Source organism: Rothia sp. P7181 (assembly GCF_048513015.1).
Lineage (GTDB): Bacteria > Actinomycetota > Actinomycetes > Actinomycetales > Micrococcaceae > Rothia.
In genome coordinates, this window is sequence record NZ_JBLXXZ010000007.1 from 61,403 (window position 1) to 75,417 (window position 14,015).

Here is a 14,015-nt window from a genome sequence, read left to right on the forward strand (position 1 = left end):
AAAGTCCTCCTTCCTGCCGTATTTTCAATTATCCTTAGAACTAACTTAATGTGCAGTTGTACAGCTAAACATCCTGAACTATTTGTACTAATGTCGTTCCTGTAACCGCTGTATTGCATCACTATCTCTATGAAAGGGAGACAACGTGCCACATCTTGATCAGAAACTCAATTGGACAGAGAAGGACCAACGAGCTGTTGATACAGCCCGAATCTTAGCGGCAGATGCTGTTGAAAAAGTAGGTTCGGGACACCCAGGCACGGCAATGAGCTTAGCCCCCGTTGCATATTTGCTCTATCAGAAGGTCATGCAGCATGATCCCCGTGATGATCGTTGGGCAGGACGTGACCGTTTCATTCTCTCCCCCGGTCACAGCTCACTTACCGCTTATATTCAACTGTATCTGAGTGGTTATGGCCTTGAGATGGACGACCTCAAGGCTCTTCGCACATGGGGTGCACTCACTCCTGGTCACCCTGAATACGGTCATACTCGCGGTATTGAGATTACGACAGGTCCGTTGGGGCAAGGACTAGCTTCTGCTGTTGGTTTTGCGTATGCGCAACGACGCATGCGAGGACTTTTCGATCCTGAAGCCCCTGCTGGTCAGTCACCTTTTGACCATACTATTTACACCATTGCTTCTGAAGGAGACGTCCAAGAGGGTGTGACAGCTGAAGCTTGTGCGCTTGCTGGGCATCAGGAGCTTGGAAACCTCGTCGTCATTTTTGACCGCAATCATATTTCCATTGAAAACGACACTGACGTCGCATTCACAGAAGATATCCTCAAACGGTACGAGTCATACGGTTGGGATACTGCACGTGTAGACTGGACGCGTAGTGGTGACTACGTTGAAGATGTTGAAGAGCTCTATGAGGCAATTGCACGGGCTAAAGAAGTTACAGATAAGCCCAGCATTATTGAGTTACGCACTATTATTGGTTGGCCTGCTCCCAATAAGCAGAATACCGGCGGTATTCACGGTTCTAAGCTCGGTGCTGATGAGGTTGCTGCAACCAAAGAAGTCCTTGGGTTTGACCCTGAAAAATCATTCTATATTGATGATGAGATTCTTGAGCATACTCGTAGTGTTCGGCAACGTGCAGAACAGTCTCGACAGCAGTGGGACACTCTCTTTGAAAAGTGGAAGCAAGAGCACCCTGAAGAAGCTAAACTCTATGAGCGTCTAAGTGCCGGTGAGCTTCCAGAAAACTATGAGCAGGCTTTCCCCACTTTTGAAGCTGGCTCAAGCATTGCAACACGTGCCGCTTCTGGAAAAGTTATCAACGCTATTGCTGATACGTTCCCTGAGCTTTGGGGCGGTTCATCGGACCTTGCTGGTTCTAATAACACCACTATTGACGGCGCGTCATCTTTCAATCCTGTTTCTCGTAGCACTGATAGTTGGAATGCCAGCCCATATGGTCGAGTCTTGCACTTTGGTATCCGTGAACATGCTGCAGCGGCTATCTGCAACGGTATCGCACTCTCTTCGCCGACTCGTCCGTTCAACGGCACGTTCTTTGTGTTCTCTGATTATCAACGTCCAGCAGTTCGTCTTGCGGCGTTGATGGGTGTTCCTAATATTTTTGTGTGGACCCACGACTCTATTGGTTTAGGAGAAGATGGTCCAACGCATCAACCGGTAGAACACCTTTCAGCATTGCGAGCAATTCCTCAATTGGATGTTGTGCGCCCTGCAGATGGTAATGAAACATCGGTTGCGTGGCGGAAAGTTCTCGAGACGAAAGATCGCCCGGTGGGGTTGGTTCTTTCACGCCAGAACCTTGTTAATATCGCACGAGAAGACATTCATCCTGAAGCTGAGGGTGAAAAATTTGCGTCAGCAGAAGGTACTGCACGTGGTGGTTATGTTCTTGTTGATACAGAAGGAACCCCTGACGTTCTTTTGATTGCGACTGGTTCAGAAGTAGAAATTGCCCTCAACGCACGTTCTCTTTTGAAAGAGCAGGGCGTAGCTGCACGAGTGATTTCAATGCCTTCTCGTGAATGGTTTGCTGAACAGTCTGAGGAATACCGTCACAGCGTTATCCCTCCAGAAGTTAAAGCTCGAGTTACGGTTGAAGCAGGATCTGCAATGAGCTGGTACGACATTCTTGGAGATGCCGGCCGCGCTGTCTCTCTAGAACATTTTGGAGCGTCAGCTGGTGCAGACGTTCTCTACCGCGAATTTGGAATCACTCCAGAAGCTGTTGTACAAGCAGCTCAAGAGTCTATTTCTGCTACCACCCGATAACACTTTCACACTCCCTACAATCATGAGGATGTAATTTATGACTACCCCTACTCAAAAACTCACCGATGCTGGTGTATCTATTTGGCTTGACGATCTCTCCCGTGAGCGCATCACCTCTGGGAACCTTGAAGAACTTATCTCTTCTCGCAATGTTGCAGGTGTAACTACCAACCCCACCATCTTCGCTGGCGCACTTTCTCAAGGAGAGTCTTATGCTGAGCAGGTTAAAGAACTTGCAGAAGAAGGCGTAGACGTCGAAGAAGCTGTCTTCACCATTACCACCGACGATGTTCGTGCAGCCTGCGACATTTTTGCTCCTGTCTATGAATCATCTCAAGGACGCGACGGTCGCGTCTCTATCGAGGTAGATCCACGTCTAGCTCGTCAGTCAGCTGAAACTGCAGCTATGGCAAAAGCTCTAGCTTCTCGTGTTGATCGCGAAAACGTGATGATTAAGATTCCAGCTACAGAAGAAGGTCTTGAGCCAATCGCTCAGACTCTAGCTGAGGGCATTTCTGTTAACGTGACGCTTATTTTCTCGTTATCCCGTTATCGCGCAGTAATCAATGCATATATGCTTGGTTTAGAGCAAGCATTAGAAAATGGTAAAGATTTGTCAAAGATTCATTCTGTAGCTTCGTTCTTTATCTCTCGTGTAGATTCTGAGATTGATGCTCGCCTTGAGGCTATCGGCACAGACGAGGCTAAAGCTCTCAAAGGTAAAGCTGGTTTGGCAAACGCTCGTTTGGCCTATCAGGTTTTTGAAGAAGCATTCTCTTCACAGCGTTGGGAACGTCTCGCCGCAGCTGGTGCGAATATTCAGCGTCCGCTATGGGCTTCCACCGGAACTAAAGATCCAGCGCTTCCTGACACCTTGTACGTTACGGGTCTTGTTGCGCCACAATGTGTTAACACCGTTCCTGAGAAAACTCTTGAAGCGACTTATGATCACGGTGTTGTTACGGGAGATACCATTACCTCTACCTACGATGAGTCCGATAAAATCCTTAACGCCATCGAGTCTCTAGGTATTTCGTATCAAGAGGTCGTTACGCTTTTGGAAGACGAAGGACTTAAGAAGTTCGATATTTCGTGGGAAGAGCTTCTCGAAACTATTCGTCAAGCACTAGCTTCAGCATAATCTTCTAGCGTTAGACGTCATCACCCTACTGGCGCGAACTCGCTCTTGGCGGCAGCCTCCCCTACGATGGAGAGGTTGCCGCCAATACACAACAATCTTTCTAAGGAATATGTACTGTGCCTAACGGTCACGAAACTAACCCGTTGAGGGACTCTCGCGATAAAAGACTGAGCCGCGTTGCCGGCCCGAGTTCTCTGGTCTTTTTTGGAGTTACCGGCGATCTTGCTCGTAAAAAGCTACTGCCCGCGGTTTATGACTTAGTCAATCGTGGTTTACTTCCTCCTAATTTTGGTCTTGTCGGTTTTGGACGTCGCGAGTGGTCAGATGATGATTTCCGTCATCAAGTGCGCGAATCAGTCGAAGCACATTCTAGAACTCCTTTTAGGGATGATGTATGGAACCAGTTCTCTTCTGGTATCCGTTTTGTTCAAGGTGCTTTTGACGATGACAACGCGTTTGAGCAGCTCAAACAGACTCTCGACGAGCTGAAGGAGAGTCGTGGAACTCAAGGGAACCACGCATTCTACCTGTCAATACCTCCTAAAGCTTTTGAGCAGGTCCTTCAGATGCTTGCAAAGCACGGGTTAGCACAGCAACAAGAAGGTTCACGTGAGTGGCGTCGTGTTGTTGTTGAGAAGCCTTTTGGGCACGATTTAGAGTCTGCACGAGAGCTTAACTCTATTGTTGAGTCGGTGTTCCCTCAGGATTCGGTATTCCGTATCGACCATTATCTTGGCAAAGAAACAGTACAGAATATCTTGGCAATGCGTTTTGCTAATCAGATGTTTGAGCCACTTTGGAACGCTAACTATATCGACCATGTACAGATTACGATGGCAGAGCCTATCGGTATTGGTTCGCGTGCAGGCTATTATGATGGTGTCGGCGCAGCTCGAGACGTCATCCAAAATCATCTTTTACAGCTATTAGCTTTGACAGCCATGGAAGAGCCCATTAGTTTTAACGCTCATCATCTACGCGCAGAAAAAGAGAAAGTTCTTGATGCGGTGACTCTTCCAGAGAACCTTGCAGAGGCTTTTGCTATTGGGCAATATGCCGGTGGTTATCAAGGTGGAGAAGAAGCAAATGGTTTCTTTGACGAAAAAGATATTCCTGCGGATTCTCGAACAGAAACTTTTGCCGCAATCAAGCTCAATATTAATACTCGACGTTGGGCGGGTGTGCCGTTCTATCTACGGACAGGCAAGCGTCTTGGGCGACGTGTAACGGAGATTGCGTTAATACTTAAAAAGTCACCTAATCTACTATTTAACAATAGTGACGATGCTGGGCAGAACGCTATCGTGATTCGAGTCCAACCCGATGAAGGTATCACTATTAGGTTCTCTTCTAAAGTTCCTGGAACTCAGATGGAGATTCGAGACGTGAACATGGACTTTGGGTATAGCCATTCTTTCACAGAAGAATCTCCTGAAGCCTATGAGCGTCTTATCCTCGACGTTCTGTTGGGTGAACCGCCTTTGTTCCCCCGCCATGAAGAAGTTGAGCTGTCATGGAAAATTCTTGATCCTTTTGAACAGTATTGGCAAGAACACCAGGTTAAGCCGGAGCCTTATGCTCCCGGTTCTTGGGGGCCTGAATCTGCTCACTTACTATTAGCTCGCGATCATCGTGTTTGGAGACGCCCATGATTTCTCATCTTGAACAGACAGATACCGCTCGTATTGAAAAAGAAATCTCGCGTCTTCGCGAAGAGACTGGTAATACCACATCAGGTCGAGTTCTTACCCTCGTCATTTTGGCTGATCCTGGGCATTCTTCTGCCGCGTTAGAAGCTGCTCAGCGAGCATCTCATGAGCATCCTTGTCGTATCATCATGCATATTAGCGAAGACGCAGATGCTAAGAACCGGTTAGATGCAAAGATTGAGGTTGGTGGAGAAGCTGGAGCTTCTGACCTCATTGTGTTGAGAGGTTGGGGGCAAGCTGCTCACGCAACAGAATCTCTCATCTCGGGGTTGCTCCTACCAGATTCTCCTATTGTTGTGTGGTGGCCACATTCTGTTCCTGATCATCCAGCACGCCATTCTATCGGTCGGATAGCTCAGCGCCGTATCACCGACTCTGCCCGTGAGGCAGATCCAATGATTACGTTGGAAAAACTTTCTGAAAGTTATTCTGCTGGTGATACTGATCTTGCATGGAGCAGACTCACCTTATGGAGAATACAATTAGCGGCTATTCTAGATCAGGTGCCACCTCAAAAGGTTACACGAGTTGTGGTTTATGGTTCTGCTCAATCGCCTTCTGTTGTTTTGCTTGGTGCGTGGCTTGGTCATCGGCTCGATGCACAGGTCAATTTGGCAACTACTAAATTAGAACGTGGCTTGTATCGAGTTGTTTTAGAACGTGAAGACGGTTCGATTGTGATAGATCGTCCTGAAACAAATATTGCTACAGTGTCCTCTCCCGGTACTCCTCATCAGCAGATTGCTCTTCCAGTGCGAACCCTTGCTGAGTGTTTAGCGGAGGAACTTCGACGTCTTGACCCCGATGAAGTCTATGGTGAAGTCTTACAAGAGGCTCTCCACCAAGGTAATATTTTGGTTGAGCTAAGCAGCGATGAAGATAAACCTGAAGGCGTAGAATGGACGGAGCCTTTCGATGCTTAAAAAGCCGGAAATTATTTCTTATACAACGCCAGAAGAACTTGCACAAAATACGGCTCAGCATTTTTTTGAGGTAATACAAGAGTCTTTACGTGTACGCAACCGTGCTGATGTATGTCTCACCGGTGGCAGTATGGGCACTAAATTGTTAGAGACTCTCCCCCACTATATTCAGTTTTTAGAGGACTTTTCGTGGGAGAACGTGCATTTTTGGTGGTCTGATGAACGTTTCGTTCCGACGGGGCATGACGACCGTAACGAAAAGCAGGCATATGATGCCTTCTTTTCGCAGGTTTCTGTTCCTTCTGACAATATTCATCGTATGGGTGCTAGTGATGTTTTTGATAGCCCAGAAGAAGCCGCAAAGGCATATGTTCGTGAGTTAGCAGAACATTCCTCAACAGATCAGAAGACTCCTCTTTTTGATGTTCTACTTTTGGGAATGGGTCCAGATGGGCATATTGCTTCGTTGTTCCCTGAGCGGGATGAAGTGTTCGATACCGAGAATATTGCTGTTGCTATCCATCAGTCTCCTAAACCTCCAAGTACTCGAGTTTCGTTAACGCTACCTGTTATTTGTTATGCTCGTCGGATATGGTTCTTAATCTCTGGTGAAGATAAGATTCAGGCGGCTTCTCGACTCGTAGAGACGCGAGATTTACCGTATGAGAAAATTACGGCTCAAATGCTTCGCCAGACACCTGCTCGTGGGGCGAGGGCATTAGAACGAACGACTATTCTCATCACAGATTCTGCTCACCAGAAATAGTGGTACGGTATTGAGAAGATGTCCTATAGAATTTTAAAGAAGTAAAAAAGAGTTGGGGTTCTCACTGCTATTAGTGAGAACCCCAACTTTTTAATGTTGTTATATAAAAACTTTTCTTTAGACCATTGCGCTTTCGAAACGAAGCACCAAACCGTAGCTGACAATAGCAAATACCCAGATCAGGATAACCGTAATGGTTAGTCGCACGAGGTTCTTTGAGGCAGACCCTGATGAGTTTAGGGAGGTAGTCATGCCACCTCCGAACATATCTGAAAGGCCGCCGCCCTTGCTACGGTTCAGGAGCACCAACAAGATTGTTAGTACGCTCGCAATAGCGATAATCACCATCAACGTGATTTTGAGAGTCTCCACGAGAGCCTTTCGTCCGCAATTGTGTATTAAGCCCGATAAGGGCACAAGAAAACTATACGCTAATTTTTGCTCCGATGGCTAATGAGTTCTTCTATATTCTGAACTTCTTCGCCATCTATAGGTACTTAAACTTCTGGTGATATTGATGCTCTGTATATACCACCAGAAGTTTAAGCCCTTTGAGATTATTTTAGCGTGCGTCGAAATGTGCGATCTGAGCGAACTCAGCAGCATCGAGAGAAGCGCCACCAACAAGAACACCGTCAACGTCGTTTTCTGCCAAAATTTCTGGTGCAGAAGTCGCTTTAACAGATCCGCCGTAGAGTACACGAACTTTTTCAGCAACGTCAGCGTTGTAGAGTTTCTCCATTTCAGCTCGGATTGCTGCAGACATCTCTTGTGCGTCAGCAGAAGTTGCTACTTTTCCGGTGCCGATTGCCCATACTGGTTCGTATGCAATCACAAGTGTTTCAGCTTGTTCTGCGGTGAGTCCTTCAATGGAGCCACGAAGCTGTTCCAGAGTAAATTCAACGTGGTTTCCAGCTTCACGAGTTTCTAGCCCTTCACCAACACACAAGACGGGGGTGAGTTCGTGACGGTATGCAGCTTGTACTTTTGCTGCGCAGATAGCATCGCTTTCGGCGTGGATGGTACGACGTTCTGAGTGTCCGACGAGAACATAGCGTGCACCAAGTTTTGAGAGGAATGCTCCGGAGATATCTCCGGTGTATGCGCCAGAGTCTTTATCGGATAGGTCTTGTGCACCGTAGCGTACCTGAAGTTTGTCCCCATCTACGAGGGTCTGCACGGAGCGAATATCGGTAAAGGGTGGGAACACAACAACTTCGGTGTTGTCGTAGTTGAAGTTTGCGTCGTCAAGAGTCCACGCGAGCTTCTGCATCAAAGTCACACCTTGGGTGTGATCCATATTCATTTTCCAGTTACCGGCAATAAAAGGTTTGCGGGTCATATTTGTTGAGTCCTTTTCTCCGCTGATGCGGCGATTTTTATTGTAAGCCTAGATATGTGCACCGAGTTGGTCTACGGTTTTAGAACTTACTTATCTAAGCATATCTAGTAGTGCTGTTATACGACAATGGCGGGTCACCAGAGGTAACCCGCCATGTCTAGATATTTTTAGGCACCTAGTGCGTCTAATCCGGGAAGAGTCTTACCTTCAATGTATTCGAGGGAAGCTCCACCACCGGTGGAAATATGTCCAAACTGTGCATCGTCAAAACCGAGGTTGCGAACAGCTGAAGCTGAGTCGCCGCCGCCGATAATAGAGAATGCTTCTGAAGAGACGAGTGCTTGCGCAACGCTCTTGGTTCCTTCAGAGAATGCTGGAATTTCGAAGACACCAACTGGGCCGTTCCAGAACACGGTCTTAGCTGCCTTAATCTTTTCAGCAAAGATTTCGCGTGTTTTAGGACCGATGTCTAGGCCTTCTGCTTCAGCGCCGAGTTTTCCGCCTTCGAGGTCTTCGATGGGGCGAATTTCGGTGTTTGCGTCGTTGGAGAAGTCATCAGACCAGACGATGTCGCTTGCGATAATGATTTCAGTTCCCTTTTCAGGAGCTTCTTTCAAGTATCGCTGAACATTCTCGATTTGGTCTTCTTCAAGAATTGACTTGCCGACTTTGTAGCCTTGTGCAGCTGCGAAAGTGTATCCCATACCGCCACCGATTAGCAGGGTGTCTGCTTTACCGATGAGGTTGTCGATAACTGCAAGTTTATCGGAGACTTTGGAGCCACCCATGACGACAACAAAAGGACGCTCTGGGTTGTTGAGGGTCTTTGCTAGAACATCAACTTCTTTTTTGACGAGGTCGCCAAGGTAGGATGGAAGACGTTTAGCAACGTCGTAGACAGAAGCATGTTTACGGTGTACAGCACCGAAGGCGTCGTCAACGTATGCTCCGTTTTCACCAGTAAGTGCTACGAGTTCGTCAGCGAAGGCACCGCGTTCTGCGTCGTCTTTAGAGGTTTCACGTGCGTCGTAACGAACGTTCTCTACAACGAGCACTTCACCATCTTTCAGAGCAGCAGCTTTAGCTTGTGCATCTTCACCGACAACGTCAGTTGCAACAACGACGTTGAAGTCTGCTAGTTCTGCAAGGCGTGCGGCTGCTGGCGCGATGGAATATTGTGGATCCACTTTGCCTTTGGGGCGACCGAGGTGAGCGGTAACGATGACGCGTGCGCCAGCGTCTGCTAGTTTTTTCAAAACTGGCAGTGATGCTTTGACACGGCCGTCGTCAGTAACAGTGGTGCCTTTGAGTGGCACGTTCAAGTCTGAGCGAACGAGAACGTGACGGCCCGATACACCTTCAGCGATGAGTTCATCGAGAGCGTGTGCCATGATGTTCTTCTCCAATACAGTTGGTTGAGACAGAGTACCTAAAAGGCAGTCTAGATTAGAGAGCTGCTACGACTTTGTTGGTGAACATTACAAGGCGTGATACGTAACCGTATTCGTTGTCGTACCATGCGAAGACCTTAACCTGGTTGCCAATAACCTTGGTCAAAGGTGCGTCGAATACGGTAGAGATAGGCTCACCTTCGATGTCCTTGGAGACGATGGGGTCTTCGTTGTACTTGATGATGCCTGCGAATTCGTTTTCAGCTGCTTCGCGTACTGCTGCGTTAACTTCTTCAACGGTAACTTCTTTAGAAGCTTCGAAGGTCAAGTCAACAACAGAGCCGGTGGGGGTAGGAACGCGAACTGCCAAGCCGTCGAGTTTACCCTTGAGTTCAGGAAGAACAAGTCCAACTGCTGCTGCTGCACCGGTGGAGGTAGGTACCATGTTCAACGCTGCTGCACGTGCACGACGAAGGTCGCGGTGAGGAGCGTCGAGTAGACGCTGGTCAGCGGTGTATGCGTGGATGGTGGTCATCAAGCCGCGTTCGATACCGAACTTGTCGTTAAGAACCTTTGCCATAGGTGCAAGGCAGTTGGTGGTGCAAGATGCGTTAGAGACGATGTGCATGGTCTCAGAGTCGTAATCGCTGTCGTTAACACCCATAACGAAGGTGCCGTCGATGTTCTTACCAGGTGCAGAAAGGATAACCTTCTTTGCGCCAGCTTCGATGTGAGCTTTAGCTTTGGTACCCTCGGTGAAAAGACCGGTGGATTCGAGAACAACGTCTACGCCAAGGTCTGCCCAAGGAAGGTTTGCAGGCTCGCGCTCTGCAAGAATCTTGATTTCTTTGCCGTCAACAACAAGGTTGCCGTCTTTGACCTGAACATCACTTTCGAAGGTGCCCATGATGGAATCGTACTTGAGCAGGTGTGCCAAAGTTTTTGCGTCAGTTAGGTCGTTAACTGCGACAATTTCGAATCCTGCGCCATCTTTTGCTGCTGCGCGGAAGAAGGTACGACCGATGCGGCCAAAGCCGTTAATTGCTACACGTACAGTCACTGGGAATCAAACTCCTCATTATTCAGTGAATTATTAGAGGACGGAAAGCGAAAGTCTCACTTTCTCGACCTTAGAACCTTACCTTGTGTGGTTTAGCCCTAAAGTTCCTTGGGCTTCCGTCCGGTTCTGTTAATATCTTACGACAAAATATGTGAGTTTGGGTGTGTTTCTGTAGTTTTATTTGGTGAATTTTTGGAAAACTCCGTTTTATCCCCAAAACAACTGTTGTTTTTCGTGCTTTTTACAGTTTTTATCCCTCAAAGAGGAATAGCAGCATACACAATACACACACATCCCCACATTGATGCGTGTACCCATCCCACAAAAACAATGGGCCTGAGGCAAAACCTCAGACCCATGAGCCCTGCTTATATCTACAGGCTACAAATCACCATGACCAGCATCCGTACCAGGAATTCCCAACTCAGAAGCACGCTTATCCGCCATAGCTAACAAACGACGAATACGACCAGCAATAGCATCCTTGGTCATAGGAGGATCAGCCAAACGCCCTAACTCATCCAAAGACGCCTGCTTATGAGCAACACGCAACTCCCCTGCATATCGCAAATGCTCCGGAACCCTATCACCAAGAATCTCCAAAGCACGCTCCACACGAGCACCAGCTGCAACAGCAGCCTGAGCAGAACGACGCAAATTAGCATCATCAAAATTAGCCAAACGATTAGCCGTAGCTCGAACTTCTTTACGGGCACGACGTTCACGCCAACTATTCAACGTCTCATTAGCACCCATACGTTCCAACAACATGCCGATAGTCTCACCATCACGCACGACAACACGATCCACGCCACGCACCTCACGTGCCTTAGCAATCACGTCAAGACGCCGAGCAGCACCAACCAAAGCAAGAGCCGCCTCCGGACCGGGACACGTAAACTCTAACGCTGAAGAACGACCAGGCTCCGTCAAAGACCCATGAGCCAAAAACGCACCACGCATCACAGCCTCAGCATCAGCTAACGAACCGTTCACCACGGCAGGAGGCAAACCACGCACAGGACGACCACGACTATCTAAAAGACCAGTCTGACGAGCCAATGCTTCACCGCCACTAGTGACACGAACGATATAACGACCACCTCGTCGTAAACCACCACCAGAGACCGACGTAATCTCAGACTCACGCCCATACATCTCAGCAATGTTATATTGCAAACGCAAAGCAGTAGATTCAAGATCCACCTCAGACTCAATCACAATCTTGCCCGACACCAAATGCAAACCACTGGTAAAACGCAAAATAGTTGAGACCTCAGCCTTACGAACCGAAGACTTCGTCGATTCATAGCGGGCAAGTTCTTCTTTAACCGAAGCCGTTAGTGCCATACGGCAATTCCTCCAAAAACATATAGATGCGATGTCACCTTCATAAACAACAGTGAAATACCGCTACGACAAATAAGTTCTAAACACTTCTTGATAGGCCGCTCCAAGCTTAAGCGGGTCGTGCACGTTTCTTTCCACACTATTACGCACAGATCTCCAAAAAACCTTACCGCCCAACTCAGCTGCAACCTTATTAAGCTCATCAGGTGAGCCCATACCGTCACAATCCGCTATCACCGCGTTAAGCCTAAATTCTGGAACGTATTTACGCAAAATACGAAGATGCTCAGAAGCACTCATTCCCAGAGTTTCCCGATCCTCCAGCTCAAGATTCATCACCACACAAATCTTCGCTTCAGTCTGCAATAACGCATCGCGAATCCCCGGCAATAACAAATGAGGAAGAACCGACGTAAACCAAGAACCAGGACCAAGAATCACCCAGTCAGCTTCAAGAATCGATTGAACAGACTCTTCACAAGCCTCAGCACCTTCAGGAGTGAGCTTCACATTCTCAGCCCGAGCCACCTTAGCAACATTAACCTGACCGACAACATGCTCGACCACTGGCACTCCAGCATCATCATAACGGACGTCATCGCCTTCAATGACCAACGGTTCACAAGACATCGGCAGAACCCGACCACGAGCATTCAGCAAAGCCCCAGCCCAGTCCAAACCAGCGACAGTGTCTTCAAGTAATTGCCACAAGGTCACAATCAACAGATTGCCTAAAGCATGATCTTCTAAACCACTAGAAGGATTCTGAACCGTCGAATGAAAACGACGCTGCATCACATCACGCCACGTCCGACCCCAATCAGTATCATCACATAAAGCGCTCAACGCCATACGCAAATCTCCTGGAGGTAACACCCCAAAATCTTGACGTAACCGACCAGAAGAACCACCGTCATCAGCAACCGTCACAATAGCCGTCAAATCAGAAGTCACGTGACGCAAAGCAGATAACGAGCCATATAAACCATGCCCGCCACCAAGAGCAGCAACTTTCACCGGACGATGACGACGAGAACGATCTTTAAAAGTTCTCAGATTCTCAGGTAACTTAATAGGAGCGGTAGGTAACTGATACATGCTCACTGTTATTCTCGCCCCATATCTCGATGTTGCAGATTCACATTCACATCAGGCAATTCACGGAGACGACGAGCAATCTCTGTAGAAACAGCAACAGAACGATGCTTACCGCCGGTACAACCAATAGCAATCGTGGCGTAATGCTTACCCTCTTGACGATACCCCTTCAGAACAGGTTTCAGAGTCTTCATATAGTTCTCAAGAAACTCTATCGTTCCAGGGTTCTCCATCACATAGTCACGAACTGGAGCATCCTCACCAGTGTAAGGGCGCAATTCCGGAACCCAATGAGGATTCGGAATAAAACGCATATCTGCCATATAGTTCGCATCAGTTGGGGCACCATACTTGAATCCAAAGCTCATAACTGTCAGATTCAAAACACCAGGTTTGCTCGAAGAATACATCGAACGAATCACATGAGCGAGCTCATGCACATTCTTTCCAGAAGTATCAATCACAGAATCAGCGGCTTCTTTCAAAGCCTCAAAAATCTTACGCTCACGAGCAATACCATCAACAACACGCCCTTCACCCTGTAACGGATGAGGACGACGCTGAGACTCATATCGAGCGATAATATCCTCATCTTTAGCGTCAAGGAACAACATCCGGAAGTTCACATTAGACTTACGCAAGGTATCAATAGCACTCGGCAAATCATTAAACAACGCACGTGCCCGCACATCAATGCCAATAGCAAGACGTGGCATCGCATCAGGGGCACGCATCACCAAATCAGCTAGAGCCTGCAACATCTGCGGTGGGATATTATCAACAACATACCAACCCTCATCTTCGAGGACATTGGCAGCGGTGCTTCGTCCAGCCCCAGAAATACCCGTTACGACGAGAATCTCAGGACGTTTTTCCCTCACTACTTCGAGGTTATGAGTATCAACCATAGCTTTGTCTCTTTCGTCAGCTCTGAGAACATCTCCAAAACTAAAATATGTATTAGTTTACACCGAT

Annotated in this window: 12 protein-coding genes; 5 read left to right on the top strand and 7 right to left on the bottom strand. The window is 47.8% G+C overall.

Annotation, left to right across the window (positions count from 1 at the left end; all coding sequences use genetic code 11):
* Positions 1–145: 145 nt before the first annotated feature.
* The 5 genes from tkt (at position 146) to pgl (ending at position 6,799) form a co-directional block, all read left to right on the top strand.
* Complete coding sequence (tkt, locus tag ACN08Z_RS04935; protein ID WP_419103478.1) at positions 146–2,260, top strand: transketolase; 2,115 nt, start codon at positions 146–148, stop codon at positions 2,258–2,260.
* 37 nt (positions 2,261–2,297) lie between these two features.
* Positions 2,298–3,401, top strand: a complete 1,104-nt coding sequence (gene tal / locus ACN08Z_RS04940; protein ID WP_419103479.1) for a transaldolase — start codon at positions 2,298–2,300, stop codon at positions 3,399–3,401.
* Positions 3,402–3,517: 116 nt separating this feature from the next.
* On the top strand, positions 3,518–5,053 hold the full coding sequence (zwf, locus tag ACN08Z_RS04945; protein WP_419103480.1) for a glucose-6-phosphate dehydrogenase: 1,536 nt from the start codon (positions 3,518–3,520) through the stop codon (positions 5,051–5,053).
* Positions 5,050–6,033: a glucose-6-phosphate dehydrogenase assembly protein OpcA gene (locus tag ACN08Z_RS04950; protein WP_419103481.1), complete on the top strand. Its 984-nt coding sequence runs from the start codon at positions 5,050–5,052 to the stop codon at positions 6,031–6,033. Before zwf ends, ACN08Z_RS04950 begins: the two co-directional genes overlap by 4 nt.
* On the top strand, positions 6,026–6,799 hold the full coding sequence (pgl, locus tag ACN08Z_RS04955) for a 6-phosphogluconolactonase (RefSeq protein ID WP_419103482.1): 774 nt from the start codon (positions 6,026–6,028) through the stop codon (positions 6,797–6,799). The genes ACN08Z_RS04950 and pgl overlap by 8 nt, the downstream gene beginning before the upstream one ends.
* A 117-nt stretch (positions 6,800–6,916) precedes the next feature.
* On the opposite strand, the gene secG is transcribed toward pgl, so the two are convergent.
* From secG to rapZ, 7 genes are all read right to left on the bottom strand, one after another.
* Positions 6,917–7,171 carry a preprotein translocase subunit SecG gene (secG, locus tag ACN08Z_RS04960; protein WP_419101767.1) on the bottom strand — a complete coding sequence of 85 codons (255 nt, stop codon included), beginning with the start codon at positions 7,169–7,171 and terminating at the stop codon, positions 6,917–6,919.
* 190 nt (positions 7,172–7,361) lie between these two features.
* Positions 7,362–8,141 (bottom strand): triose-phosphate isomerase, encoded by a 780-nt coding sequence (tpiA, locus tag ACN08Z_RS04965; protein WP_419103483.1) that lies wholly within the window; start codon positions 8,139–8,141, stop codon positions 7,362–7,364.
* A gap of 167 nt (positions 8,142–8,308) precedes the next feature.
* The gene (locus ACN08Z_RS04970) at positions 8,309–9,532 is read right to left on the bottom strand and encodes a phosphoglycerate kinase (RefSeq protein WP_419103484.1); all 1,224 of its coding nucleotides are present in this window, start codon (positions 9,530–9,532) and stop codon (positions 8,309–8,311) included.
* Between the two features lie 55 nt (positions 9,533–9,587).
* Positions 9,588–10,592: a type I glyceraldehyde-3-phosphate dehydrogenase gene (gene gap, locus ACN08Z_RS04975; protein ID WP_419103485.1), complete on the bottom strand. Its 1,005-nt coding sequence runs from the start codon at positions 10,590–10,592 to the stop codon at positions 9,588–9,590.
* Positions 10,593–10,973: 381 nt separating this feature from the next.
* Positions 10,974–11,942, bottom strand: coding sequence for a DNA-binding protein WhiA (gene whiA, locus ACN08Z_RS04980; protein WP_419101771.1), 969 nt, complete (start codon positions 11,940–11,942; stop codon positions 10,974–10,976).
* Between the two features lie 63 nt (positions 11,943–12,005).
* A complete protein-coding gene (locus ACN08Z_RS04985) occupies positions 12,006–13,040 on the bottom strand; it encodes a gluconeogenesis factor YvcK family protein (protein ID WP_419103486.1) in 1,035 nt (344 codons plus the stop codon).
* An 8-nt stretch (positions 13,041–13,048) separates the two neighbouring features.
* Complete coding sequence (gene rapZ / locus ACN08Z_RS04990; protein WP_419101773.1) at positions 13,049–13,948, bottom strand: RNase adapter RapZ; 900 nt, start codon at positions 13,946–13,948, stop codon at positions 13,049–13,051.
* Positions 13,949–14,015: the final 67 nt, after the last annotated feature.

Bases quoted from the DNA above. Each gene is read 5' to 3' on its own strand.
- rapZ (WP_419101773.1), bottom strand. From the start codon at position 13,948: ATGGTTGATACTCATAACCTCGAAGTAGTGAGGGAAAAACGTCCTGAG.
- whiA (WP_419101771.1), bottom strand. From the start codon at position 11,942: ATGGCACTAACGGCTTCGGTTAAAGAAGAACTTGCCCGCTATGAATCG.
- ACN08Z_RS04985 (WP_419103486.1), bottom strand. From the start codon at position 13,040: ATGTATCAGTTACCTACCGCTCCTATTAAGTTACCTGAGAATCTGAGA.
- ACN08Z_RS04950 (WP_419103481.1), top strand. From the start codon at position 5,050: ATGATTTCTCATCTTGAACAGACAGATACCGCTCGTATTGAAAAAGAA.
- tal (WP_419103479.1), top strand. From the start codon at position 2,298: ATGACTACCCCTACTCAAAAACTCACCGATGCTGGTGTATCTATTTGG.
- ACN08Z_RS04970 (WP_419103484.1), bottom strand. From the start codon at position 9,532: ATGGCACACGCTCTCGATGAACTCATCGCTGAAGGTGTATCGGGCCGT.
- tpiA (WP_419103483.1), bottom strand. From the start codon at position 8,141: ATGACCCGCAAACCTTTTATTGCCGGTAACTGGAAAATGAATATGGAT.
- pgl (WP_419103482.1), top strand. From the start codon at position 6,026: ATGCTTAAAAAGCCGGAAATTATTTCTTATACAACGCCAGAAGAACTT.